This is a genomic window from Streptomyces sp. NPDC037421, assembly GCF_055602105.1.
In genome coordinates this window covers 115,764-140,406 of the sequence record NZ_JBVJWV010000013.1, presented here as the reverse complement: position 1 = coordinate 140,406, position 24,643 = coordinate 115,764, and the positions used below count along the sequence as shown (strand labels likewise).

The 24,643-nt window shown below is 71.4% G+C and carries 26 protein-coding genes; 18 read left to right on the top strand and 8 right to left on the bottom strand.

Annotated features, from left to right (window positions below; genetic code table 11):
- Positions 1-78: 78 nt before the first annotated feature.
- The 10 genes from ACZ7IF_RS20765 (at position 79) to ACZ7IF_RS20720 (ending at position 8,499) form a co-directional block, all read left to right on the top strand.
- Positions 79-516, top strand: coding sequence for a hypothetical protein (locus ACZ7IF_RS20765; RefSeq protein WP_469111075.1), 438 nt, complete (start codon positions 79-81; stop codon positions 514-516).
- A gap of 210 nt (positions 517-726) precedes the next feature.
- Positions 727-1,563, top strand: a complete 837-nt coding sequence (gene atpB / locus ACZ7IF_RS20760; protein ID WP_385766542.1) for a F0F1 ATP synthase subunit A — start codon at positions 727-729, stop codon at positions 1,561-1,563.
- An 82-nt stretch (positions 1,564-1,645) separates the two neighbouring features.
- Positions 1,646-1,879, top strand: coding sequence for an ATP synthase F0 subunit C (gene atpE, locus ACZ7IF_RS20755; RefSeq protein WP_007266589.1), 234 nt, complete (start codon positions 1,646-1,648; stop codon positions 1,877-1,879).
- Positions 1,880-1,931: 52 nt separating this feature from the next.
- On the top strand, positions 1,932-2,462 hold the full coding sequence (locus ACZ7IF_RS20750) for a F0F1 ATP synthase subunit B (protein ID WP_362471677.1): 531 nt from the start codon (positions 1,932-1,934) through the stop codon (positions 2,460-2,462).
- Positions 2,459-3,274 carry a F0F1 ATP synthase subunit delta gene (locus ACZ7IF_RS20745; RefSeq protein ID WP_470973186.1) on the top strand — a complete coding sequence of 272 codons (816 nt, stop codon included), beginning with the start codon at positions 2,459-2,461 and terminating at the stop codon, positions 3,272-3,274. The genes ACZ7IF_RS20750 and ACZ7IF_RS20745 overlap by 4 nt, the downstream gene beginning before the upstream one ends.
- A 134-nt stretch (positions 3,275-3,408) precedes the next feature.
- Positions 3,409-5,004, top strand: a complete 1,596-nt coding sequence (gene atpA, locus ACZ7IF_RS20740; RefSeq protein WP_042818476.1) for a F0F1 ATP synthase subunit alpha — start codon at positions 3,409-3,411, stop codon at positions 5,002-5,004.
- A 20-nt stretch (positions 5,005-5,024) separates the two neighbouring features.
- Positions 5,025-5,942, top strand: a complete 918-nt coding sequence (locus tag ACZ7IF_RS20735) for a F0F1 ATP synthase subunit gamma (protein WP_470973182.1) — start codon at positions 5,025-5,027, stop codon at positions 5,940-5,942.
- Entirely contained in the window at positions 5,942-7,384 is a 1,443-nt protein-coding gene (gene atpD / locus ACZ7IF_RS20730) for a F0F1 ATP synthase subunit beta (protein ID WP_470973179.1), read from the top strand. The genes ACZ7IF_RS20735 and atpD overlap by 1 nt, the downstream gene beginning before the upstream one ends.
- A 165-nt stretch (positions 7,385-7,549) precedes the next feature.
- Positions 7,550-7,924 carry a F0F1 ATP synthase subunit epsilon gene (locus ACZ7IF_RS20725; protein ID WP_007266595.1) on the top strand — a complete coding sequence of 125 codons (375 nt, stop codon included), beginning with the start codon at positions 7,550-7,552 and terminating at the stop codon, positions 7,922-7,924.
- Positions 7,925-8,052: 128 nt separating this feature from the next.
- Positions 8,053-8,499: a DUF2550 domain-containing protein gene (locus ACZ7IF_RS20720; protein WP_470973176.1), complete on the top strand. Its 447-nt coding sequence runs from the start codon at positions 8,053-8,055 to the stop codon at positions 8,497-8,499.
- Positions 8,500-8,601: 102 nt separating this feature from the next.
- On the opposite strand, the gene ACZ7IF_RS20715 is transcribed toward ACZ7IF_RS20720, so the two are convergent.
- The 3 genes from ACZ7IF_RS20715 to ACZ7IF_RS20705 all read right to left on the bottom strand — a co-directional run bounded on the left by ACZ7IF_RS20715 (position 8,602) and on the right by ACZ7IF_RS20705 (position 12,480).
- Positions 8,602-10,497, bottom strand: coding sequence for a glycosyl hydrolase family 18 protein (locus ACZ7IF_RS20715; RefSeq protein ID WP_470973171.1), 1,896 nt, complete (start codon positions 10,495-10,497; stop codon positions 8,602-8,604).
- 136 nt (positions 10,498-10,633) lie between these two features.
- Positions 10,634-11,287 carry a response regulator gene (locus ACZ7IF_RS20710; RefSeq protein ID WP_470973169.1) on the bottom strand — a complete coding sequence of 218 codons (654 nt, stop codon included), beginning with the start codon at positions 11,285-11,287 and terminating at the stop codon, positions 10,634-10,636.
- On the bottom strand, positions 11,284-12,480 hold the full coding sequence (locus ACZ7IF_RS20705) for a sensor histidine kinase (RefSeq protein WP_470973166.1): 1,197 nt from the start codon (positions 12,478-12,480) through the stop codon (positions 11,284-11,286). The genes ACZ7IF_RS20710 and ACZ7IF_RS20705 overlap by 4 nt, the downstream gene beginning before the upstream one ends.
- A 181-nt stretch (positions 12,481-12,661) precedes the next feature.
- Between ACZ7IF_RS20705 and ACZ7IF_RS20700 the strand changes: the two genes are divergently transcribed.
- Positions 12,662-13,237 carry a hypothetical protein gene (locus ACZ7IF_RS20700; protein WP_470973163.1) on the top strand — a complete coding sequence of 192 codons (576 nt, stop codon included), beginning with the start codon at positions 12,662-12,664 and terminating at the stop codon, positions 13,235-13,237.
- Between the two features lie 115 nt (positions 13,238-13,352).
- Here the strand turns inward: ACZ7IF_RS20700 and ACZ7IF_RS20695 are convergent, their stop codons facing one another.
- Entirely contained in the window at positions 13,353-13,925 is a 573-nt protein-coding gene (locus ACZ7IF_RS20695; RefSeq protein ID WP_007266601.1) for a cob(I)yrinic acid a,c-diamide adenosyltransferase, read from the bottom strand.
- A gap of 82 nt (positions 13,926-14,007) precedes the next feature.
- Between ACZ7IF_RS20695 and ACZ7IF_RS20690 the strand changes: the two genes are divergently transcribed.
- The 5 genes from ACZ7IF_RS20690 (at position 14,008) to ACZ7IF_RS20670 (ending at position 19,365) form a co-directional block, all read left to right on the top strand.
- Entirely contained in the window at positions 14,008-14,553 is a 546-nt protein-coding gene (locus tag ACZ7IF_RS20690; RefSeq protein WP_470973160.1) for a hypothetical protein, read from the top strand.
- A 160-nt stretch (positions 14,554-14,713) separates the two neighbouring features.
- Positions 14,714-15,562 carry a 3-hydroxyacyl-CoA dehydrogenase family protein gene (locus tag ACZ7IF_RS20685; protein ID WP_470973157.1) on the top strand — a complete coding sequence of 283 codons (849 nt, stop codon included), beginning with the start codon at positions 14,714-14,716 and terminating at the stop codon, positions 15,560-15,562.
- A gap of 157 nt (positions 15,563-15,719) precedes the next feature.
- Positions 15,720-16,043: an STAS domain-containing protein gene (locus ACZ7IF_RS20680; protein ID WP_125603340.1), complete on the top strand. Its 324-nt coding sequence runs from the start codon at positions 15,720-15,722 to the stop codon at positions 16,041-16,043.
- 76 nt (positions 16,044-16,119) lie between these two features.
- Positions 16,120-16,761 carry a LysE family translocator gene (locus ACZ7IF_RS20675; RefSeq protein ID WP_470973153.1) on the top strand — a complete coding sequence of 214 codons (642 nt, stop codon included), beginning with the start codon at positions 16,120-16,122 and terminating at the stop codon, positions 16,759-16,761.
- A 198-nt stretch (positions 16,762-16,959) separates the two neighbouring features.
- Positions 16,960-19,365, top strand: coding sequence for an ATP-binding protein (locus tag ACZ7IF_RS20670; RefSeq protein WP_470973152.1), 2,406 nt, complete (start codon positions 16,960-16,962; stop codon positions 19,363-19,365).
- A 154-nt stretch (positions 19,366-19,519) separates the two neighbouring features.
- Here ACZ7IF_RS20670 and nucS read toward each other — a convergent pair whose 3' ends face one another.
- A complete protein-coding gene (gene nucS, locus ACZ7IF_RS20665) occupies positions 19,520-20,191 on the bottom strand; it encodes an endonuclease NucS (RefSeq protein WP_470973149.1) in 672 nt (223 codons plus the stop codon).
- A gap of 220 nt (positions 20,192-20,411) precedes the next feature.
- Here nucS and ACZ7IF_RS20660 point away from each other — a divergent pair, with 220 nt between their 5' ends.
- Complete coding sequence (locus tag ACZ7IF_RS20660) at positions 20,412-20,804, top strand: SCO5389 family protein (RefSeq protein ID WP_007266607.1); 393 nt, start codon at positions 20,412-20,414, stop codon at positions 20,802-20,804.
- An 81-nt stretch (positions 20,805-20,885) separates the two neighbouring features.
- On the opposite strand, the gene ACZ7IF_RS20655 is transcribed toward ACZ7IF_RS20660, so the two are convergent.
- Positions 20,886-21,917 carry an LLM class flavin-dependent oxidoreductase gene (locus ACZ7IF_RS20655; RefSeq protein ID WP_470973284.1) on the bottom strand — a complete coding sequence of 344 codons (1,032 nt, stop codon included), beginning with the start codon at positions 21,915-21,917 and terminating at the stop codon, positions 20,886-20,888.
- A 248-nt stretch (positions 21,918-22,165) separates the two neighbouring features.
- Between ACZ7IF_RS20655 and ACZ7IF_RS20650 the strand changes: the two genes are divergently transcribed.
- Entirely contained in the window at positions 22,166-22,492 is a 327-nt protein-coding gene (locus ACZ7IF_RS20650) for an ATP/GTP-binding protein (RefSeq protein ID WP_470973146.1), read from the top strand.
- An 18-nt stretch (positions 22,493-22,510) separates the two neighbouring features.
- On the opposite strand, the gene ACZ7IF_RS20645 is transcribed toward ACZ7IF_RS20650, so the two are convergent.
- Positions 22,511-23,365 carry an ABC transporter permease gene (locus tag ACZ7IF_RS20645; RefSeq protein WP_470973144.1) on the bottom strand — a complete coding sequence of 285 codons (855 nt, stop codon included), beginning with the start codon at positions 23,363-23,365 and terminating at the stop codon, positions 22,511-22,513.
- Positions 23,362-24,489, bottom strand: coding sequence for an ABC transporter ATP-binding protein (locus tag ACZ7IF_RS20640; protein ID WP_470973141.1), 1,128 nt, complete (start codon positions 24,487-24,489; stop codon positions 23,362-23,364). The genes ACZ7IF_RS20645 and ACZ7IF_RS20640 overlap by 4 nt, the downstream gene beginning before the upstream one ends.
- Between the last annotated feature and the right edge of the window lie 154 nt (positions 24,490-24,643).

The window sequence follows — 24,643 nt, the reverse complement described above, 5'->3', positions numbered from 1 at the left end:
TCGGACCGGGCTTACGCTCGTCCCCGTACGAGTTCCCGTACGAGTCCGTGCCCCCACCACCACGCGGAGCAAACCGCCATGCGGTCAGATGACGTCCGATCTCTCCTGCAAACCGCCGTACCCACCGCTGCCGCCGGCGCAATCGCGGCCGTGATCAGCGGTCTGGTCGTCGGAGGCAAGGGTGCTGTCGGGTCCGTCGTCGCGACCGTGGTCGTGATCCTGTTCATGGGCCTCGGATTCGTCGTCCTGCAGCGCACGGCGAAATCCCTGCCGCATCTGTTCCAGGCCATGGGCCTCATGCTCTACGCCGCGCAGATCCTGCTGCTCTTCGTCTTTCTCGCCGTGTTCAAGAACACGACACTGTTCCACCCCCGGGCGTTCGCCATCACGCTCGTCGCCACCACCCTCGTGTGGATCGGCGCACAGACGCGTGCCCACATGAAGGCGAAGATCCTTTACGTCGAGCCGGACTCGACCAAGGGTGAAAAGCCCGAAAACCCGGGGTCGAAGTCGTGAGGGGTAGGGCCGGGATAAGTGTGCGTTCGAGATGCTGCTATCGTCCGGTTCCAACTGCGGCTCTGCGGGCGCGGGCATCTGAGCTGACGCCTGTTCCATCGCGAGGCTCGATGCCTGACTGCCGCCCCCACACCCGTTACACCAGTCCAGTGCCGAACCGCGGCCTCGCGCCGCGCCGACACAACGAGGTTGCCGTACCTATGCGCCACGCTGAAGGAGCCCGCGGTGAGTGCTGACCCGACGCAGGTCCTCGCCTTCGAGACCGACTGTCACATCTTCGACGGATGTGGCTTCCCCGGCCCGGGCCTGCACTCGTTCCTCTTCGAGCCGCTCTGGGGCGAAGCGGGCAGCAATGCCTACTTCAACAAGCCGATGCTGCTGGCCCTCCTGGGCTCGATCATCATCGTGGCCTTCTTCTGGGCCGCCTTCGGCAAGGCGAAGATCGTCCCCGGCAAGCTCCAGATGGTCGGCGAGGCCGGCTACGACTTCGTGCGCCGCGGCATCGTCTACGAGACCCTCGGCAAGAAGGAGGGCGAGAAGTACGTCCCCTTCATGGTCTCGCTGTTCTTCTTCGTCTGGATCCTGAACGTCTGGTCGATCGTCCCGGTGGCCCAGTTCCCGGTGACCTCGATCATCGCGTACCCGGCCGTGCTCGCCCTGATCGTCTACGTGATCTGGATGTCGGTCACCTTCAAGCGCCACGGCTTCGTCGGCGGCCTGAAGAACCTCACCGGCTACGACAAGAGCCTCGGCGGCGTCCTGCCGCTGATCATGATCATCGAGTTCTTCTCGAACGTCCTGGTGCGCCCGTTCACCCACGCGGTCCGACTCTTCGCGAACATGTTCGCCGGTCACACCCTGCTGCTGCTCTTCACGATCGCCAGCTGGTACCTGCTGAACGGCATCGGCATCGCCTACGCCGGTGTGTCGTTCGTGATGGTGATCGTGATGACCGCCTTCGAGCTCTTCATCCAGGCTGTCCAGGCGTACGTCTTCGTCCTCCTGGCCTGCAGCTTCATCCAGGGCGCGCTCGCCGAGCACCACTGAGCCAGGCCCGCCCCCGCTCAGCCCCCCGTATTCGTCCGGTGGCCAACCCCCACCGGTCCGTGAAAGAGAAGGAAGAACTGGCATGTCCCAGACCCTTGCCGCCGTCACCGGCTCCCTCAGCTCCGTTGGTTACGGTCTCGCGGCCATCGGCCCCGGCGTCGGCGTCGGCATCATCTTCGGTAACGGCACCCAGGCCCTCGCCCGCCAGCCCGAGGCTGCCGGCCTGATCCGCGCCAACCAGATCCTCGGCTTCGCCTTCTGTGAGGCGCTCGCCCTGATCGGTCTGGTCATGCCGTTCGTCTACCCGAGCTCCTGATCCTCGGTCTCGACGAACAGCCCACTAGACGAAAGGCACTGATGTGAACCTCATGGTTCTCGCGGCTGAGATGGAAAACCCTCTCATCCCGCCGATCCCCGAGCTCGTCATCGGTCTGATCGCCTTCGTCATCGTCTTCGGCTTCCTCGCGAAGAAGCTCCTCCCGAACATCAACAAGGTTCTGGACGAGCGCCGCGAGCAGATCGAGGGCGGTATCGAGAAGGCCGAAGCCGCTCAGACCGAGGCCCAGAGCGTGCTGGAGCAGTACAAGGCCCAGCTCGCCGAGGCCCGGCACGAGGCCGCGCGCCTGCGCCAGGACGCGCTGGAGCAGGGCACTGCGCTCAAGGAAGAACTGCGCGCAGAGGGCCAGCGGCAGCGTGAGGAGATCATCGCTGCCGGTCACGCCCAGATCGCGGCAGACCGCAAGGCCGCCGCTCAGGCGCTGCGTCAGGACGTGGGCAAGCTCGCCACCGACCTGGCCGGCAAGCTCGTCGGCGAGTCCCTCGAGGACGCCGCCCGCCAGAGCCGCACCATCGACCGCTTCCTCAGCGAGCTTGAGGAGAAGGCCGAGGCGGCCCGATGAACGGAGCGAGCCGCGAGGCGCTGGCCTCCGCGCGCGAGCGTCTCGACGCGCTGACGGACAACACGTCCGTCGACGCGGCGAAGCTCGCCGGTGAGCTGGCAGCCGTCACCGCGCTGCTCGACCGTGAGGTCTCGCTGCGTCGGGTCATCACGGACCCGGCGCAGTCCGGCGAGGCCAAGGCCGAGCTGGTCGGCCGGCTGCTGTCCGGCCAGGTGGGCGGGGAGACCCTCGACCTGGTGTCCGGCATGGCGCGCTCCCGCTGGTCGCAGTCCCGCGACCTGGTGGACGCGCTGGAGGAGCTGGCGGCCACCGCCGACCTCACGGCGGCCCAGCAGGCCGACGCGCTCGACAACGTCGAGGACGAGGTCTTCCGCTTCGGCCGGATCGTCGCGTCGAGCACCGAGCTGCGCTCCGCGCTGACCGACCGCGCCGCCACCAGCTCCGCCAAGAGCGAGCTGCTGCGCAGCCTGCTCGGCGGCAAGGTGAACGCCGTCACCGAGCGCCTGGTGATCCGTCTCGTCACGCACCCGCGTGGACGTAGCCTGGAAGCGGGACTCGAGTCCCTGTCCAAGCTCGCCGCCGAGCGCCGGGACCGCATGGTCGCCACCGTGACCAGCGCGATCCCGCTCAGCGACGTGCAGAAGCAGCGTCTCGGCGCGGTGCTGGCCAAGCTGTACGGCCGCCAGATGCACCTGAACCTCGACGTGGACCCCGCGGTCCTCGGCGGGATCTCGGTGCGGGTCGGCGACGAGGTCATCGACGGCACCATCGCGGACCGCCTCGCCGAGGCGTCGCGCCGCATGGCCGGCTGACCAGCCGCCACCACACAGATACAAAGCATTCCTAGCGGCCCGGTTGGGCCGTGCAGAACTTGCAGAAGATTCCTGGGGGTCACCCCCAGACCCCTAAGAAGCTTCAGGCCCAACAAGGAGAGCAGGGAACCCAGATGGCGGAGCTCACGATCCGGCCGGAGGAGATCCGGGACGCACTGGAGACCTTTGTCCAGTCGTACCAGCCGGACGCGGCCTCGCGCGAGGAGGTCGGAACGGTCAGCGTTGCCGGCGACGGCATCGCGAAGGTGGAGGGCCTGCCCTCCGCCATGGCGAACGAGCTGCTGAAGTTCGAGGACGGCACCCTCGGTCTCGCCCTCAACCTCGAGGAGCGCGAGATCGGTGCGATCGTCCTCGGCGAGTTCAGCGGTATCGAGGAGGGCCAGCCGGTGCAGCGCACCGGTGAGGTCCTCTCCGTAGGCGTCGGCGAGGGCTACCTCGGCCGCGTCGTCGACCCGCTCGGCAACCCGATCGACGGCCTCGGCGAGATCGCGACCGAGGGCCGCCGCGCCCTCGAGCTGCAGGCCCCGGGCGTCATGGTCCGTAAGTCGGTGCACGAGCCCATGCAGACCGGCTACAAGGCCGTCGACGCCATGGTGCCGATCGGCCGCGGCCAGCGTCAGCTGATCATCGGTGACCGTCAGACCGGCAAGACCGCTCTGGCCGTCGACACGATCATCAACCAGCGTGACAACTGGCGCTCCGGCGACGTGAACAAGCAGGTCCGCTGCATCTACGTCGCCATCGGCCAGAAGGGCTCGACCATCGCGTCCGTTCGCGGCGCCCTGGAAGAGGCCGGCGCGCTCGAGTACACGACGATCGTCGCCGCCCCGGCGTCCGACCCGGCCGGCTTCAAGTACCTGGCGCCGTACACCGGTTCCGCCATCGGCCAGCACTGGATGTACGCCGGCAAGCACGTCCTGATCATCTTCGACGACCTGTCGAAGCAGGCCGACGCCTACCGCGCCGTCTCGCTGCTGCTGCGCCGCCCGCCGGGCCGCGAGGCCTACCCGGGTGACGTCTTCTACCTGCACTCCCGTCTGCTGGAGCGCTGCGCGAAGCTCTCCGACGACATGGGTGCCGGCTCGATGACCGGTCTGCCGATCGTCGAGACCAAGGCCAACGACGTCTCGGCGTTCATCCCGACCAACGTCATCTCCATCACCGACGGCCAGTGCTTCCTGGAGTCCGACCTGTTCAACGCGGGCCAGCGCCCGGCGCTGAACGTCGGTATCTCGGTCTCCCGCGTCGGTGGTTCCGCGCAGCACAAGGCCATGAAGCAGGTTTCGGGCCGTCTCCGCGTCGACCTGGCCCAGTACCGCGAGCTGGAGGCGTTCGCCGCCTTCGGTTCCGACCTGGACGCCGCGTCGAAGTCCTCGCTGGAGCGCGGTAAGCGCATGGTCGAGCTGCTGAAGCAGGGCCAGTACCAGCCGATGCCCGTCGAGGAGCAGGTCGTCTCCGTCTGGGCCGGCACCACCGGCAAGATGGACGACGTCCCGGTCGAGGACATCCGCCGCTTCGAGTCGGAGCTGCTGGAGCACCTGCGCCGCGAGCGCAAGGACCTCCTGACCTCCATCGCCGACGGCGGCAAGATGTCGGACGACACGCTGGGCTCGATCGCCGACGCGATCGCCGCCTTCAAGCGCCAGTTCGAGACCTCGGACGGAAAGCTCCTGGGCGAGGACGTTCCGGCCGTCAACGTCTCCAAGTGACGACGGAAGGGACCTGACTCATGGGAGCGCAGCTCCGGGTCTACAAGCGTCGCATCCGTGCCATCACGGCGACCAAGAAGATCACCAAGGCGATGGAGATGATCGCCGCCTCGCGCATCGTCAAGGCGCAGCGCAAGGTGGCGGCGTCGATGCCGTACGCGACCGAGCTCACCCGTGCGGTGACCGCGGTGGCGACCGGTTCGAACACCAAGCACGCCCTGACCACCGAGGTCGAGGCGCCGACCCGCGCCGCGGTCCTGCTCATCACGAGCGACCGCGGTCTGGCCGGCGGCTACTCCTCGAACGCCATCAAGCAGGCCGACCGGCTCATCGAGCGGCTCCGCTCCGAGGGCAAGGAGGTCGACAGCTACATCGTCGGCCGCAAGGGTGTCGCCTACTACGGCTTCCGTGAGCGCAAGGTCACGGACTCGTGGACCGGCTTCACCGACAGCCCGGCATACGCCGACGCCAAGCGCGTCGCGGCGCCGCTGATCGAGGCCATCCAGACGGAGACGGCCGAGGGCGGCGTCGACGAACTGCACATCGTCTTCACGGAATTCGTGTCGATGATGACGCAGAACGCGGTCGACGGCCGGATGCTGCCGCTCAGCCTCGAGAAGGCTGCGGAGGAGGACGGTGCGAAGGGCGAGATCCTTCCGCTGTTCGAGTTCGAGCCGTCGGCGGAGGACGTCCTCGACGCCCTTCTGCCGCGCTACGTCGAGAGCCGCGTCTACAACGCGCTGCTGCAGGCCGCCGCTTCCGAGCACGCCGCCCGCCGCCGCGCGATGAAGTCGGCGACCGACAACGCCGGAGACCTCATCAAGAGCCTCTCCCGGCTTGCCAACGCGGCCCGCCAGGCCGAAATCACCCAGGAAATCAGCGAGATCGTCGGTGGCGCGAGCGCCATGGCCGACGCGACCGCGGGGAGTGACAAGTAATGACGACCTCTGTTGAGACGGCCGCTGCCACGGGCCGCATCGCCCGGGTCATCGGCCCGGTCGTCGACGTGGAGTTCCCCGTCGACGCGATGCCCGAGATCTACAACGCGCTGAAGGTCCAGGTCGCCGACCCGGCCGAGGACGGCGCGCTCAAGACGCTGACCCTCGAGGTCGCGCAGCACCTGGGTGACGGCATGGTCCGCACCATCTCGATGCAGCCCACCGACGGTCTGGTCCGCCAGGCCCCGGTGACCGACACGGGCGAGGGCATCACCGTCCCCGTCGGCGACTTCACCAAGGGCAAGGTGTTCAACACCCTCGGTGAGGTGCTGAACTACCCCGAGGCGAACGCCGAGATCGGTGAGCGCTGGGCGATCCACCGCAAGGCCCCGAACTTCGACGAGCTCGAGTCGAAGACCGAGATGTTCGAGACCGGCGTCAAGGTCATCGACCTCCTCACCCCGTACGTCAAGGGTGGAAAGATCGGTCTGTTCGGTGGTGCCGGTGTCGGCAAGACCGTTCTGATCCAGGAAATGATCTACCGCGTCGCCAACAACCACGACGGTGTGTCGGTGTTCGCGGGCGTCGGTGAGCGTACCCGTGAGGGCAACGACCTCATCGAGGAGATGTCGGACTCCGGCGTTCTGGACAAGACCGCGCTGGTCTTCGGCCAGATGGACGAGCCCCCGGGCACCCGTCTGCGCGTCGCCCTGGCCGGTCTGACCATGGCGGAGTACTTCCGCGATGTTCAGAAGCAGGACGTCCTGTTCTTCATCGACAACATCTTCCGGTACACCCAGGCCGGTTCCGAGGTGTCGACCCTGCTCGGCCGCATGCCCTCCGCGGTGGGTTACCAGCCGAACCTGGCCGATGAGATGGGTCTCCTCCAGGAGCGCATCACCTCGACCCGTGGTCACTCGATCACCTCCATGCAGGCGATCTACGTCCCCGCCGACGACCTCACCGACCCGGCGCCGGCGACCACCTTCGCCCACCTCGACGCGACGACGGTTCTCTCCCGTCCGATCTCCGAGAAGGGCATCTACCCGGCCGTGGACCCGCTGGACTCCACGTCCCGCATCCTCGACCCGCGGTACATCGCGGCGGACCACTACTCCACCGCCATGCGCGTCAAGGGGATCCTGCAGAAGTACAAGGACCTCCAGGACATCATCGCGATCCTCGGTATCGACGAGCTGGGCGAGGAGGACAAGCTCGTTGTCCACCGTGCCCGTCGCGTCGAGCGCTTCCTGTCGCAGAACACCCACGTCGCCAAGCAGTTCACCGGCGTGGACGGTTCGGACGTTCCGCTCGACGAGTCGATCACCGCGTTCAACGCGATCTGCGACGGTGAGTACGACCACTTCCCCGAGCAGGCGTTCTTCATGTGCGGTGGCATCGAGGACCTGAAGGCCAACGCCAAGGAGCTGGGCGTCTCCTGATCCGGCGCGCTCCGCGAGGAGCGCATCCGGTTCGCAGTCCCTCAGCTAACGCTGGGAGGGGCCCCAACCGGAGAGGGGCGGGTGTGTCCCGTCCCTCTCCCCACGCCCATTAGAATTTGACCCAACACCCGGCTGACCCGCCGGGTGGTGACCCGAGGAGCCACCTTGGCTGCTGAGCTGCACGTCGAGCTGGTCGCGGCGGACCGCAATGTCTGGTCCGGCGAGGCCACCCTGGTCGTCGCCCGCACCACGTCCGGCGACATCGGCGTCATGCCCGGTCACCAGCCGCTTCTCGGTGTGCTGGAATCGGGCCCGGTGACCATCCGTACCAGCGAGGGCGGCACTGTCGTCGCCGCGGTGCACGGCGGATTCATCTCGTTCGCGGACAACAAGCTGTCCCTGCTGGCCGAGATCGCCGAGCTCGCGGACGAGATCGACGTCCAGCGGGCGGAGCGGGCACTGGAGCGCGCGAAGTCGGAGGCCGACGCGGCCGCCGAACGTCGCGCCGATGTCCGGCTGCGCGCGGTCGCGGGGCACTGAGCCCCCGTACCGATCAGTTTGATACCTCAGCCGCGGTCGGGTCCGGAATTTTCCGGACCGGGTCGCGGCTGAGGCGATGTACGTACTTTTGTTTGTGCGGTATTCGATGAGCGAGGAGGTCGGTGAAGATGCTCCTCGCTCTGCTTGTGAGCGGCCTGGTCGTAGCCCTGGTGGTGATCGGGCTGTTCGTGTTCGGGCTGCGCCGCAGACTCATCCAGCGGTCCGGCGGGACCTTCGACTGCAGCCTGCGCTGGGGCGTGGCCGAGGAGCCCGACGTCTCCGGCAAGGGGTGGGTCTACGGGGTCGCCCGCTACAGCGGTGACCGGATCGAGTGGTTCCGCGTCTTTTCGTACTCCCACCGCCCGCGCCGGCTGCTGGAGCGCTCCTCCATCGAGGTCCTCGCGCGGCGTGCGCCCGAGGGCGAGGAGGAGCTGGCCCTGCTGTCCGACGCCGTCGTGCTCGGCTGTTCCCACCAGGGGACCCGCCTGGAGCTGGCGATGAGCGAGGACGCGCTGACCGGGTTCCTGGCGTGGCTGGAGGCCGCGCCGCCCGGGCAGCGGGTGAACGTGGCCTGACGCGGCCGGCACGCGGCCGGTACGTGAGGAAGCCGGGGAGGCGGGGGACGGTCCCGCCTCCCCGGCTTCGTCGTGCCACCGGGGCCGTGCAGTGCGTGGGGGTTACTGCAGCCCGGTGTGGATCGCGCCCGCCAGTTCTCCGTTGGCGGTGTCACCGCTGAATTCCCAGAAGAAGGCGCCCTTGAGGCCCTGGTTCTTCAGCCAGGTCATCTTCCCGGCGATGGTGGCGGGGGTGTCGTAGCTCCACCAGTTGCTGCCGCACTTGGCGTACGCGGTGCCGGCGACGGTGCCGGTGGCCGGGCAGCTGGTCTTGAGGACCTTGTAGTCCTCGATGCCCTGTTCGTAGGTGCCCGGGGCGGGTCCGGTGGCGGTGCCGCCGGGGGCGTCCTGGGTGACTCCGGTCCAGCCGCGGCCGTAGAAGCCGATGCCGAGGTTGAGCTTGGAGCCGGGGATGCCCTTGCCCTTGAGCTTGGTGATCGCGGCCTCGGAGTTGAAGCCGGCGATCGGGATGCCGGCGTAGGAGGTCAGCGGGGAGTGCGGGGCGGTGGGGCCCTTGGCGTCCCAGGCGCCGAAGAAGTCGTACGTCATGACGTTGTAGAAGTCGACGTACTGGGCGGCGCCGCCGTAGTCGGCGAGGTCGAGCTTGCCGCCGTTGGAGCCGTCGGCGGAGATCGCGGCGGTGACCAGGTTGGAGCCGCCGAACTTGGCGCGCAGGGCCGACATCAGGTTCTTGAAGGAGGCGGCGCCGCTGGTGTCGCAGGACAGCCCGCAGGCGTTGGGGTACTCCCAGTCGATGTCGATGCCGTCGAAGACGTCCGCCCAGCGGGGGTCCTCGACCAGGGCGTGGCAGGAGTCGGCGAAGGCGGCCGGGTTCTGGGCGGCCTGGCCGAAGCCGCCGGACCAGGTCCAGCCGCCGAAGGAGTAGAGGATCTTGATGTTCGGGTACTTGGCCTTGAGCTTGCGCAGCTGGTTGAAGTTGCCGCGCAGGGGCTGGTCCCAGTTGTCGGCGACGCCGTCGACGCTCTGGTCGGCGGTGTAGGCCTTGTCGTAGTCGGCGTAGGCGTCGCCGATGGTGCACTTGCCGTTCTGGACGTTGCCGAAGGCGTAGTTGATGTGGGTGATCTTCGCGGCGCTGCCCGAGGTGACGAGGTTCTTCACGTGGTAGTTGCGCTGGTAGACGCCCCAGTCGGTGAAGTAGCCGAGCTTGACCTTGGCGCCGGGGTCCGGGGGCTCGGTGCCGCCGCCCGGGGTGGTCACCGAGAGCTCGCCGGAGGAGGGGCCGGTCTGGTCGGCGGTGTCACGGGCGGTGACCGCGTACGCGTACGTGGTGCCCTTGGTCAGGCCGCCGTCGTTGAAGGTGGTGCCGGTGACGGTGGTGAGCTTGCTGCCGTTGCGGTAGACGTCGTAGTTCTTGACGCCCTTGTCGTCGGTGGCCGCCGACCAGGACAGGGTCAGGGCGTTCTCGGTGACGCCGGTCGCGGTGGGGGTGCCGGGGGCCGAGGGCGGGTTGTCGGTGGGGTTGGTGCCGCCGTCGCAGGAGCCGCCGTTGATCTTGCAGCCGGAGGGGGCGCCGGTGCCCGTGCCGTTGAAGCCGAAGCTGACGGTGGCGCCGGGGGCCAGGGTGCCGTTCCAGCCGACGTTCTTGGCGGTCCAGTGGTTGCCCGAGCTGGTGACGGTGGCGTCCCAGGCGGAGGTCACCCGGGTGCCGGACGGGTAGTCCCACTCCACGGTCCAGCTGCTGAGGGTGGTGGTGCCGGTGTTCTTCACCGTCCACTTGCCCTCGAAGCCGGAGCCCCAGTCGGAGACCTTGGTGTAGGTCGCGGTCGCGGATGCTGCCGCCTGCGCCGGGCCGGCCAGGCCGACGAGGCCGGCGACGGGCAGGGCGAGGGCCGCCACGGTGGCGGCCAGTCTCCTGAACAGTCGGTTGCGTCGTGGGGGTGCTGTGCTCAAGGGTGCTCCTCCGTAGGTCCGTACCGATCGTGGGGCCGACCGGTACATGGGGGTGGGACCTGCGCCGCCCGTGAGCACGCCTCGTGTCGCTCTTTGTCATGGCACGCTCACCACAGTGATGCGGTGAGACTAGAAAGGTCTGGACCAAGCGTCAAGAGGTCCAGACCTTACCTCCAGAGGCCGTCTAGATCCCCAACTCCTGCGCCAATACGGCCGCTTGGACCCGGCTGCGCAGCTCCAGCTTCCCCAGCAGCCTGCTGACGTGGGTCTTCACCGTGGCCTCCGCCATGTCCAGCCGTACGGCGATCTCCGCGTTCGACAACCCCTCGCCCAGCGCCCCCAGCACCTCCCGCTCGCGCCGCGTCAGCGACTCCACCGCCGCGGCCGCCTCCGGCCGCACGGGAGCGCGCACCGCCTTCGGCGCCGCGAACTCGGCGATGAGCCGCCGGGTCACCGCCGGAGCGATCAGCCCCTCGCCGCGCGCCACCGTCCGCACCGCCGCGATCAGCTCCGAGGCGTCCGCGTCCTTCAGCAGGAAGCCCGACGCCCCCGCCCGCAGCGCGCCGAAGACGTATTCGTCCAGGTCGAAGGTGGTCAGGACCAGAACGTCCGCCAGCCCCCGCTCCACGACCTGGCGGGTGGCCGACACCCCGTCGAGCTTCGGCATCTGCACGTCCATGAGGACCAGGTCCGGCCGCAGCTCGCCCGCCAGCCGCACCGCCTCCTCACCGTCGGCGGCCTCTCCGACCACCTCGACGTCGCCCGCACTGCGCAGGATCAGCACCAGACCGGCCCGTACCGCCCGCTGGTCCTCGGCCACGACGACCCTGATGGTCATGACTGCACCGCCCTCTCCTCGGCGGGCAGTACCGCCCGCACCTGCCACACCCTGTCCGCCGCGCCCGCCGTGAACGTCCCGCCCAGCAGCTCGGTGCGCTCCCGCATGCCGATCAGCCCGGCCCCGGAACCCGGGGCGCGCGGGTCCGGCCGCTCCCCGTACGGGGAGTCCACCGCCACCGTCAGCAGCCCCGCGCCGTGCGCCACGCGGACCCGGACCGTGCCGGGGGCGGCGTGCTTGAGGGCGTTGGTCAGCGACTCCTGCACGATCCGGTACGCCGCCAGCTCCACCGGCGCCGGCAGCGGCGACCCGGCGGGCCGCTCGTCCGCCAGGACGAAGTCCAGCCCGCTCGCCGACCCGTTGGTACGGGCCTGGCCCAGCAGGGCGTCCAGGCCGTCCAGGGAGGGCACGGCGACGGCTTCCTGCTCCGCCCCCGCGTCCCGCAGCAGCCCGATCAGCCGGCGCATCTCCGCCAGCCCCTGCACGCTGTTCTCCCGGATCACCCCGAGCGCCTCGCGGCTGGTGGCGGGGGAGTCGATGGACAGCGCGGCGGTGGAGTGGATGGCGATCGCCGAGAGGTGGTTGGCCACCATGTCGTGCAGCTCCCGGGCCATCCGTGCGCGCTCGGCGACCACCGCCTGCGTCCGGTCCATTTCGGCCAGCAGCGCCGTCTGCTCGGCGCGCAGCCGGGCGGCCTCGGCGGCCTCGCGGTGGTTGCGCAGGGTGGCGCCGGTCAGGGCCGGGGCGAAGCTCACGATGCCGGTGATGACGCCGATGAGCAGGGCCTGCGGGCTCCGCAGCCAGACCAGGGAGCAGATGGTGACGGCCACGGTGATCAGACCGGTGCTGACCGGGAGCCGGCGGGCCATGGCGGGCTTGCCGTAGACCACGGCCGCGTACATCAGGTCGGTGAAGATGATGACGCTGGCGATGTTGCCGAGGGTGAACTGGTCCGCGACCACGGCGAGGGTGCCGACGGCCAGGGTGACGTGGGGCATGGTGCGGCGCAGCAGCTCCAGGGCGCCGAGCACCAGCAGCGGGAGCAGCACCGCCCAGTCGGGCAGGAAGTGCCGGCTGGGCGTGCTGTGCACGCCCAGCGCCCACAGCAGCAGACCGGCGAGCACGCTGACCGCCGCGAGCAGTACGTCGTCGCGGTGCGGGCGGGGGATCTTCGGGAGCACGGTCCCATCCAACACGGTCCGGTGCGGCGGGACCTCGGCGCCCAGGCTGAGACGGCGCTACATCGAAGGATGCAGTGGGCTTTCGTCACTGGCGACGAGGCGGCGGGGCGCGGCGGCCGGAACCCTTGGAGGAGAACGGGGGAACCCCGGGCCCGGGAAGCCGGGAGATCCGAGGAAAGAAGGGAGAGCCGTCATGCTCGTCGGGCTGATCATCGCCTGTGAGGTCGGCTTCTGGGTGCTGCTGGCGGGCGGACTGGCGCTGCGCTACCTGGCCGGAATGCCGAGGCTGGGGGCCGCGGTGCTGCTGCTGGAGCCGCTGCTGGAGCTGGTGCTGCTGGTGGTGTCCTTCATCGACCTGAAGAACGGCGGCGAACCGGGCGGGCGGCACGGCCTCGCGGCCTTCTACATCGGCTACACCGTCGGCTACGGGCACTACACCGTGAAGTGGCTCGACCGGCACGCCGCCCACCGCTTCGCCGGGGGCCCGAAGCCGCCCGGAACCAAGTACGGCAAGGCCCGCGCGGCCCACGAATGGAAGCTGTGGGCGCGGACCCTGGCGGGCGCGGCGGTCGCGATCGGGCTGCTCCAGGCCGGGATCTGGTACGTCGGCGACGCCGCGGACACCGCCGGCCTCCAGGCGTGGCAGGCCGGCGCCCTGCGGGTGCTCGGCATCCAGGCCCTGGTCGCCGCGACCTACTCGATCTGGCCCCGCAAGGCCCCGGCGGGCGCGGCGGACCAGGACGCCGAACTGGCCGAAACCAAGCGCTAGCGTTCCCCGCCCGGGATCCGGAGCACGTCGCCGACCTCCTTGTCGGCCGTCCGCGCCAGGATGCTGTGCCGGTCCGGGGGGCGACCCCCGGGCCCCCGGTGGGGCCGGGGTGTGGTCAGCGTTCCCCGCCCGGGACCCAGAGCACGTCCCCGACCTCCTTGTTGGCCGTCCGCGCCAGAATGAACAGGAGGTCGGACAGGCGGTTGAGGTAGGTGGCCGTCAGCGGGTTCATCACCTCGCCGTGCTCCTCCAGCGCCGCCCACGTGGAGCGCTCGGCCCGGCGGACCACCGTGCAGGCCTGGTGCAGCAGGGCCGCGCCCGGGGTGCCGCCGGGGAGGATGAAGCTGCGCAGCTTCTCCAGCTGCTCGTTGAAGACGTCGCAGTCCGCCTCCAGCCGGTCCACGTAGAACTGCTCCACCCGCAGCGGCGGGTACTCGGGGTCCTCCACGACCGGGGTGCACAGGTCGGCGCCGACGTCGAACAGGTCGTTCTGCACGCGGACCAGGACCTTCACCACCTCCTCCGGCAGCGCACCCAGCGCGATCGCCGTCCCGATGGCGGCGTTGGCCTCGTTGGCGTCGGCGTACGCGGAGATCCGCAGGTCCGTCTTCCGCGTCCGGCTCATGTCCCCCAGGGCGGTCGTGCCCTTGTCGCCGGTACGGGTGTAGATGCGCGTCAGGTTCACCATGGCGCCAGCGTAGACGGGCCCCCCGGCCGCGTACCGTCGGGCGGGGGGCCGCGGCGGCCCCGGAGAGCGGGGGAGCGGCGCCTTGACCGACGCGTACGACATCTGGCGGCGGGCCGACGCGGCCCGGGAGATCGAGGAGCTGGCGGGCTTCCTCGCCTCCCGCCGCCCCGAGGGCCCGCAGGGCCACCGCGACCGGGACGAAGCCGCCCGCCGCGCCGAGTCGGGCCGCGCGGCCGTCGCCGCCGGGGACCTCGCCCTGGCCCTCGACCGCTGCCTCGACCTGCGCGACCTGGCCCGCCCCTGGACCGGACACCCCCACCACCCCGACGCGCTCCGCCCCGCCGAGCGGGACGCCCGGGTCTGGGACTACGCCAAGGACATGCCGCGCGCGGAGCCCTCCCCGGGGGCGCCGCCCCTCCACGAGGCCACGATGCTCCGGGACCAGGTGGCGCGGACGGTCCAGCGGCTCCGCGACCACCCCGGGGCGGACGAACACGCCCGCCAGGACGCCCACTACCTCGCCGGCCGCGCCGCGATGGCCCTGGAGCTCGGCCATCTCCCGGCCGCCCGGTGGGAACTGGGCCGCGTCCAGGAGTTGGTGGCCCGGTACGAGGGTGGCGAAAAGTGAACTGTGAGGCTGCGCACGCCTCGTGGGCCGTTCCAGTGTGATGTCCGTCATCTGAGACGTGACGCGTGTTACTTCACGGTCACTCGGCCCCTCACGGGCGCTAGTCTCCGCCGGAGAGGCTACGAGGCCGGGTCGTACTGAGAACAACGAGGGGTGTGCAGTGGCTGGGAAGCTCGCCGTCATCGGCGCGGGACTGATGGGTTCCGGGATCGCTCAGGTCTCCGCTCAGGCGGGTTGGGACGTCGTCCTGCGGGACGTCACCGATGCCGCGCTGACCCGGGGCACGGACGGCATCAAGGCCTCCTACGACAAGTTCGTCTCCAAGGGCAAGATGACCGCCGAGGACGCCGAGGCGGCCCTGGCGCGGATCACCACGACCACCGACCTCGACGCGGTCGCCGACGTGGACATCGTCGTCGAGGCCGTCTTCGAGAAGCTGGAGGTCAAGCACGAGATCTTCCGCGCCCTCGACAAGATCGTGCGCGAGGACGCCGTCCTGGCCTCCAACACCTCCGCCATCCCGATCACCAAGATCGCGGCCGTGACGGAGCGCCCGGAGCGGGTCGTCGGAGCGCACTTCTTCTCGCCCGTCCCGATGATGCAGCTCTGCGAGCTGGTGCGCGGCTACAAGACGAGCGACGAGACCCTCGCCACCACCCGCGCGTTCGCCGAGTCGGTCGGCAAGACCTGCATCGTCGTCAACCGCGACGTCGCCGGCTTCGTGACCACCCGCCTGATCTCCGCGCTCGTCGTCGAGGCCGCGAAGCTCTACGAATCGGGCGTGGCCAGCGCCGAGGACATCGACATCGCCTGCAAGCTGGGCTTCGGGCACGCCATGGGCCCGCTGGCCACCGCCGACCTCACCGGCGTCGACATCCTGCTGCACGCCACCAGCAACATCTACACCGAGTGCCAGGACGAGAAGTTCGCGCCGCCGGAGCTCATGCGCCGCATGGTCGACGCGGGTGACATCGGCCGCAAGAGCGGCCAGGGCTTCTACAAGCACTGAGCACGTCCGTTCGAATCTCCGCACCCTACGGGGTGAATTAGGTATCGGTTCGCTCACGGTCGGCAACTTCACCGCCCGCACGGCAGTCAGTTGCAGTGAGAGTTGCCGACCACGGACCCGTCGGACCACACGTACGCAGTAAAGCCGGGGAGCACACATGCACATCAGGGGCGACCACGCCGAACTCGCTGTCGGGGGCCGCCTCGACGTGCGCAGCGCGGCTGACGCCCGTACGGTCCTCCACACCGCCCTCGACGACGGCCACGGCGACCTCGTGCTCGACCTCACCGGCCTCGACTCCTGGGACGCGACCGGACTCGGCGTGATCATGGGGGCGCACCGGCGGGCCGGCCGGACCGGGCGGCGCCTGGTCCTGCGCGGCGTGCCCGACCGGATGCAGCGGCTGCTCGTCGCGACCCGGCTGCACCGCATCCTCGCGATCGAGGGCGGGCTGGAAGCGGAGTCCCTGCCCCGGGTGTGACGGGGGCAGGGGGCGGGGCCCGGGCCCGGAGGAAAAGGGGCTGCGGCCCCGGGGCGGGCTCGGCTTACATGGATCCATGGTGTCCACCGACAGACTGCTGGCCTTCGCTGCCATGTCCCTCGTACTGATCGTGATCCCCGGCCCCAGCGTGCTCTTCGTCGTCGGACGGGCGCTGGCCCAGGGCCGGCGGGCCGCGCTGACCACGGTGGCCGGGAACACGCTCGGAGCGTACGTGCTCGTCGTGGCCGTGGCGCTCGGCGTGGGCGCCGTCGTCGAGCGCTCCGTCCTCGTCTTCACCGCCCTGAAGCTGGCCGGAGCCGCCTACCTCGTCCACCTGGGCGTCAAGGCCTTCCGCGGCCGCGGATCGCTGCACGCCGCGGTCGCCGAGGCGGCCCCCACGGCCCACGGCACCCTGCGGACCCTCGGAGAGGGCTTCGCGGTCGGCGTGGCCAACCCCAAGACCATCGTCTTCTTCGCCGCCGTGCTGCCCCAGTTCGTCGACCGCGAGCAGGGGCGCGTCATCCTCCAGATGCTCCTGCTCGGCCTGGTCTTCAACCTGATCGCGATCGTCTTCGACAGCCTCTGGGGACTCGCCGCCGCCACCACCCGCGACTGGTTCGCCGGATCCCCGCGCCGCCTGTCCACGATCGGCGGCACGGGCGGGCTCGCGATGATCGGCCTCGGCGTCACGGTGGCCGTGACCGGCCGCAAGGACTGAGGAGCGGCGTCGGGCGGAGGATCCGCAGGAACCGTAACGGTCCGGTGGTGAAGGCACCCCTGCGGTGACGGCGGCCCCGGCCACGGTCTAGGGTCGGGCGGAAACCGGACCGGTGGCGACAACGACGTGAGCGGGCGCCGGGCACGACGAAGACGGCGAAGACGCGGCGGGAGCGCGGCGCGATCGGGGGACTGGGGCATGGACCGTACGCAGGGGCAGCCCGGCCAGGACGAACAGACCGCGGCGGGCCGCCCGGCCGGGAAACCGGCGGCGGCCCCCAAGACAGCGGCCCCGGCGGCCGCCGCGCAGCCGCCGGCCCCCGCCCGCGTCGTGACCCTGACCACCGGCGAGTTCACCCTCACCGTCAACCCCGTCGACGGCAGCGAGATCGAGCCCTTGCGGCCCGAAGCCCGCGAGGCGGCGGGCCGCCGCCCCGCCCGGCGCTCCGCCGCCTCCCGCGCCGACCGGGACGCCGCCGCGCGCCCGCCCGTACAGCCCGGGCCGCCCGTCCCCGCCCTGCCGCTCCTGGAGCGCTCCGACGAGCGGGAGCGGCTCGTACGCCTCCTCGGGCGCGGCCGCTCCGTACGGCTGACCGGCCCCGCCGGTTCCGGCCGTTCCGTCCTCCTCGACGCGGTCGCCGCCGACTGCGCGGACCTCGCGCCCGACGGGGTCGTCCGGCTCAGCGGCCACGGCCGGCAGCAGCCCGCCGAACTGCTCCACACCCTGTACGCCACCGTGTACGACACCCGGGACGAGCGCCCCGACCGGGGGCAACTCCTCGCGGGCGTGGCCGAGATCGGCGCGATCGTGCTCCTCGACGACCTGGAGCTCGGCGGCACCGCCCTCGACGAGCTGCTGCGCGCCACCCCGGAATGCGCCTACCTGCTCGCCGCCACCCCCGAGGCCAAGACCCCCTCCGACGACTCGCACCTGGAGGAGGTCTTCCTCGGCGGACTCGGCCGGGCCGACTGCGTACGGCTGCTGGAGGCCGCCACCGGCCGGTCGCTCACCGACGAGGAGACGGCCTGGGCGGAGGACCTGCGGTTCGCCTCCGAGGGCCTGCCGCTGCGCTTCGTGCAGGCCGCCGCACTGCTGCGGCAGCGCGACGAGCTCAACCACGGCTCCGCCGACGACGAGGACGAGGAGCCCGGGGTCTTCGAGGAGCGCCCCCGCGACCCCTCCCACGTGCCGCTGCCCACCCTGGCGCAGGCCGCGGCCCCCGCCGAGCTGCTGGCCTCCCGGGTGAGCGAGTCGGCCCGGGCCGCCCTGCGGACCGCCTGCGCGCTGGGCGGGGAACTCCCGCACCACGCCCACCTGCCCGCACTGGTCGGCGACACGCACGCCGACGCCGCCGTCGCGGAACTGCTGGGCTGCGGGCTGATCACCCCCGTCGGGCCGCGCTACCGGCTCGCGGAGGGCGTCGCGCGGCAGCTGGAGGAGGCCGGGTACGGGGAGAGCGCCGCCGAGGAGGCGCGTACCGCCGCCCGGCACTACGCCTGGTGGACCGGGCACGCCTCGGTGACCCCGGAGCGGGTCGCGGCGGAGGCCGACGCGGTGCTCGCCGCGCTGGGCGGGGCCGATGTGGTGGCCGCCGTGCTGCTGGCCCGCACGGCCGCCCCGGCGCTGGCGGCGGCGCCGTACTGGGAGGCCTGGGGGCGGGTGCTGCGCTCGGGGGCGGAGGCCGCGCGGAAGGCGGGGGAGGTCGCGGAGCAGGCGTACTTCCACCACGAGCTCGGCGTGCTCGCGCTGTGCGAGGGGCGTCTGGACCGGGCGCGGGCGGAGCTGGAGGCCTCGATCGGGCTGCGCGGGGCACTCGCGGACAAGCGCGGGACGGTCGCCGGGCGGCGGGCGCTGGCGCTGGTCACCGACCGGGACCGGGAGGCGATGGGGGCGAAGGCCTCGCCGCCGCTGCGCCTGGAGGCCCCGCCGGTCCTCCCGGCGCTGCCGCCCGGTGCGGCCGCAGCGGTGAAGCCGGCCGGGTCCGAGGCGGTCACCCAGGTGACCTCGGTGATGGCGAAGCCGGCCGGCTCGCCGACGACCCTGTCCCAGGTCTACGCGGAGGCGTTCACGCCGGCTCCGGAGCCGGCGCCGTTCGTGCGCCGCCCGGAGCCCGAGCCCGTCCAGCGGCGCAAGACGGTGCTGCTGGCCGCCGCCGGGGCGCTGACCGTGGTGGCGCTCGGCACGGTCGTCGGCCTGTCGCTGACGGCGGGGGAGGACCCGGAGCAGCCGGCGGCGCCGGCCGTGTCCTCGACCCCGGACGCGCCCGCGGTGGCCCCGCCGCAGGTGCCGGGGAACAGCGGGAACGATTCGCCGCCGGAGCCGGCCGCGCCGCCGACCGCTGCCGCCGACCCGACCCGGGGCGAGGGCCCCCGGCCCACGACCCCGCCGCCGGCCCACACGCCGGGCCCGCAGCAGCCCGGGCCGACCCCGCCGACCACGACGCCCCCGCCGGCCACGACCCCGCCCCCGGAGACCACCCCGCCGGTCACGACACCCCCGCCGGCCACGACCCCGCCCCCCGCCACCTCGGAGGCCCCGACGCCCCCGGCGACCTCGACGGAGGCCCAGTCCCCGACGGCGTCGGAGTCCCCGAAGACCATCTGACCCGGCGGTGCGCAGCGGCGCCGTACGACGACGACAGCCCCCCGAGCGGGAGCTCGGAGGGCCGAGGGGAGCGACGAGCCGCAGACGGCGGCCTGCCGGGCGGGGCCGGTGAGGCCGCCTGCGGCCGAGCCGTGCGAGCGGCGCGTCAAGAAGGTCAGAACAGGCGGAGCTTGTCGTCCTCGATGCCGCGGAGGGCGTTGTAGTCGAGGACCACGCAGTCCATCCCGCGGTCATTGGCCAGAACCCGGGCCTGCGGCTTGATCTCCTGCGCCGCGAACACGCCGCGTACCGGCGCCAGGTGCGGGTCGCGGTTCAGCAGCTCCAGGTACCGGGTCAGCTGCTCGACGCCGTCGATCTCGCCGCGCCGCTTGATCTCCACCGCCACCGTCGCGCCGGAGGCGTCCCGGCACAGGATGTCGACCGGGCCGATCGCCGTCATGTACTCGCGGCGGATCAGGGTGTAGCCCTCGCCCAGCGTGTCGATGCGGTCGGCCAGCAGCTCCTGGAGGTGCGCCTCGACGCCGTCCTTGATGAGGCCGGGGTCGGTGCCCAGCTCGTGGGAGGAGTCGTGGAGGACTTCCTCCATGGTGATGATGAGCTTCTCGCCCGCCTTGTTGACGACGGTCCAGACGTTCACCTCGTCCCCGGTCCCCTCCTTGAGGGTGCACGGAGGCGACATCCAGTTGAGCGGTTTGTACGCCCGGTCGTCCGCGTGGATCGAGACACTGCCGTCGGCCTTCACGAGGATCAGACGGGGTGCCGAGGGCAGATGGGCGGTGAGCCGGCCCGCGTAGTCGACGGAGCAGCGGGCAATGACGAGACGCATGGTCGGCAACGCTACTCGACCGACGGGCCTCCACGCGATTCGCCCCTGAAAGCCCCGTTCGCCGATGGCGCGTTGTATGCGCATTCTCCTGGTGCGGCACCCGGTGGGCGCCTACCGTGGTGAGCGGGAGGTTGCCGAGCGTGCACACTGCGTCGCGGCCTCCCTCCCTGCCCGTAGGACTCCGGCAGCCCAAACTGCCTGGGTCACGAGAGGAGAACCCATGTCGCTCGACGTCTCACCGGCCCTACTCGAACAGGCCGAGCGAGGCGAGGTCGACGAAGCCGCCTTCGTCGACTGCGTCCGGACCTCCCTGCCTTACGCATGGGAGATGATCAGCTCGTTGGTGGCCCAGCTGGAGGTTGAGGGCGGAGAGTTCGCCGACAACCAGACGCCGCCGCCGGACGAGCAGGCGCGCGGGCAGTTGCTGCGCGCGCTCGCGAGTGACGCGATACGGGGTGCGCTGCAGCGGCACTTCGGGGTGCGCCTGGCATTCCAGAACTGCCACCGTGTGGCCGTGTTCCCGCTGGATTCCTCGGTGGACGACCGGCTGGCCAAGTTCACCTCGATCCGCGGCCAGCTGCTCAACCAGTCCCCGGAACTTCGGGACTGCTAGCAGTACCGGTACTCCGCTGCCGCTCCGTGTCGCGGGAGGTGCGACTGACACAGGAGCGGCAGCCCCAGACCCCGTACGGGGTCACACCAGCAGGGGGAGGACCTCCGCGCCGAGGCGGCGGACGTTGTCCTCCGTGGCGGCGAGGTCACCCGATCCCTCCGTCAGCAGGGCGAAGCGGGTGATGCCCGTCCGCTCCGAGGTCTGCGCCAGCCGGTCCGCCGCCAGGGCGGGGCTGCCGACGGGGTGCAGAGAGCACAGCAGTTCCGTGTACGCGTGCGGGTCCCGCATCGCGCGCTGCCGGCCGTCCACCGTCACGTGGGCGTCCAGGCCCTGGCGGAACCAGCCCGGCATCGACTTCAGCAGGGTCTCGCGGGCGTCGGCCGTGCGGTCCGCCAGCTGGCAGACCCCGGCCGACACGTGCCCGGCCGCCCGTACGGACTCCGGCGAGTGCCCGTGCGCCAGCGCGGTCCGCCGCCACAGTGCGACCTGCTCGGCCTTCTCCTCGTCCCCGCAGTGCATGCCCAGCAGCATCGGCAGTCCGCGCTCCGCGGCCAGCCGCACCGACGCCGGGGAGGTGCAGGCGACGATCACTTCCGGCCCCGTCCCGTCGCCGTCCAGCGCGTCGGCCGGGCGCGGTACGACGGCCACCTCGCGGAAGGAGTGCCGCGGGCCGGCCGCCCCCACCCGGGGTTCCGCCAGCCAGCGCCGCAGCAGGTCGAGATCCTCCGGGAAGCCCGTCTCGTAGGCCTCCAAGGCGCCCCCGAACACCTCCAGGTCCACCCACGGCCCTCCGCGCCCCACCCCCAGGGTGAACCGGCCCCCCGAGGTGACGTGCAGCAGGGCCGCCTGCTCGCCGAGGGCCACCGGGTGCGTGTTCGGCAGCACGCTGACCGCCGTGCCCACCCGCAGCCGCCGGGTCCGGCCCAGCAGCAGGGCCGCCAGGGTCACCGCCGACGGGCAGACCCCGTACGGCACGAAGTGGTGCTCGGCGAGCCAGACCGAGTCGAGCCCGGACTCCTCGGCCACCTCGGCGGTCCGCACCGCCCGGTGCAGTGCCTCGCCCTGTCCCTGGCCCGGGAACTGGGCCGCCAGTACAAACGCTCCTACGCGCATCATCGCCCTTAGCCTCCTCGCGGCTGACGCGGCCTCCCCCAGGCGGACCGACTCGTCGACGGCATCGACGTCTGCTGGCAACAACGTCTGACACGTGCCAAAGGCACGGCCTGACAGGAAAGTTATTGAGATTGTCGGGCCAGCTCTGTCCGGAGGGCCGGCCTCCACCAGCCACCCTGCGGGTACCCCGGCTCGCTGCGCGTAGTCTGGGAGAAAGTCACTGTCGGCCGCCCTTTCGTGAGGTATACGTGTCACCGCGCCACAACCGCCCCCGGGGCGGCGAGACTCCGGACGAACGACCCGGCGCCGGCCTCGACCGGTTCGGCCTGGAGCGCACCGAGGAGTACCTGGGCGAGGACTGGAAGGTCCGGCACGTCGCGGGGGCCAGTGCGGCGGGCAAGCGCTACCGCTGCCCGGGCTGCGACCAGGAGATCCCCCCGGGCACCCCGCACCTGGTGGCGTGGCCCGAGTACGGCGGCGTCGACGACCGCCGGCACTGGCACAAGGCCTGCTGGAACGCGAAGGACCGCCGCACCTCCAAGGTGCAGCGGTCCCGCAACGCGCCCCGGTACTAGCCTCCGGGCGGGCCCGCGTCAGACGTCGCGGCGGCCCACCACCGCGTACGAGCCGATGACCGCGCCCGCCGTCACCACGAGCAGCAGCACGAGCTGGACCACGTCGCTGGGGGCCGACCGGCCCTCCATGTCGACGCCCTGAAGCCCGAACAGCTGGACCAGGCCCACCGGGGCGTTGTAGCGGAGCACCAGAGCCCCGAGCCCCGAGGTGACCGGCCAGGAGGTCAGTATCGCCCCGAGCACCGGGGGCATCGTGACCACGCCGAGCATGACCGCGATCCCGCCCGCGGAGTGCCGTACGAGCGCCCCGACCGCGAGCGCGAGGACGCCCAGCAGGGTCACGTAGAAGGAGCCGGCCACCGCGCCCGTCCAGTCGCTCAGGCCGTGCACCCCGGCGGCGGGCCCGTTGTGCAGGATCGCGGCCCACAGGCCGACGAACAGCACCGAGCCCAGGGTGACGAGGAACGCGGACGCACCGAAGACCAGGTACTTCGCGGTGAGCACCCGCAGCCGCTCGGGGGCGGCGGTGAAGGTGGTGCGGATCAGGCCGGTGCCGAACTCGGAGGAGATCGTCAGCACGCCGAGCACGATCACGGACACCTGGCCGGCCATCAGCCCGAAGAGGGCGGGACCGGTGAAGGGGAGGTACTGGTAGTCGGCGGGCGAGGTCTGGAGCACGGCGATCATGCCCACGCCGACGACCAGCGCCACGAGGGAGCCGAGCGTCCACAGGGTGGAGCGCACCGAGGTCAGCTTCGTCCACTCCGAGGCCAGGGCGTGCCCCAGGTGCGGCCGCGGCGTGGGCAGCGGCGAGCTGTACGCCTGCGGCTGCTCCGCGCTCGCCGCGGGCGGGCCGGCGGGGGTGGGGGTCATCGGGGGTCCTCTGGGGTGTTCTCGGAGCCTCGGGCGAGATCGGCCGCGCTGCCCGGCATCAGGAAGGGGCGCCCGGATCCGGGCGGCGGCGGAGCGAAGAAGCTCGCCGCGGTCTCGGCAGGGACGGCCGCCGCCTCCTCCTCCCACTCCGGGACGGTCAGCGGCTCGGGCTCCCACAGCTCGGCGCGGGGGTCCTCGGTGGAGGTGTACTCGACGGAGGACTGCGTCATCCGCATGTACGCCTCCTCCAGCGAGGCCCGGTGCGGGGAGAGCTCCCACAGCCGTACGCCGGCCCCGTGCGCCAGGTCGCTGATGCGGGGCAGTTCCAGCCCGGTCACCCGCAGCGCCCCGTCGGGCTCCTGGAGCACCCGGCCGCCCGCCTGCGTCAGCGCGGTGCCGAGGGCGGTCCGGCCGTCGGAGCCGTCGGCCGCGGGGCCGGCGGCGGCGCGCACCCGCGCGAATCCGGCCGAATTGTGCGTGATGAAGTCCTGGGTGCTCATGTCGGCCAGCAGCCGGCCCCGGCCGATCACGATCAGGTGGTCGGCGGTCAGCGCCATCTCGCTCATCAGGTGCGAGGAGACGAAGACGGTCCGGCCTTCGGCGGCCAGCTTCCGCATGAGGTTGCGGACCCAGAGGATGCCCTCGGGGTCGAGGCCGTTGACCGGCTCGTCGAAGAGCAGCACCTGCGGGTCGCCCAGCAGGGCGGCCGCGATGCCGAGGCGCTGGCCCATGCCGAGGGAGAAGCCCTTCGTGCGCTGGCGGGCGGCGTCCTGCAGGCCGACCACGCCGAGGACCTCGTCCACGCGCTTCTCGGGGATCCCGGAGAGCTGGGCGATGGCCAGCAGGTGCGTGCGGGCCCGGCGGCCGCCGTGCATGGCCTTGGCGTCGAGCAGGGCGCCGACGTGCCGCTGTGCGTTCGGCAGCTCCCGGAAGGGGAGGCCGTTGATCGTGACGCGGCCCGAGGTGGGCCGGTCCAGCCCGAGGACCATGCGCATGGTGGTGGACTTCCCGGAGCCGTTGGGCCCCAGGAAGCCGGTCACGTGGCCCGGCCTGACCTGGAAGGACAGCTGGTCGACGGCGGTCTTGGCGCCGAAGCGCTTGGTCAGGCCGACTGCCTCGATCATCCTTGTGCCCCTTGCCAGCCGGGACGGCTTTCGCCCGCGTACGCCTTAAGAGGATATCGAGGCTCCTGCGGTTCCCTGCCGGGGCGGATCCCTGAGCTGCCCCTGAGATCCGACCCGGGGATCTCCCGTAGTACGGGAGGCGTCCGTCACGAGG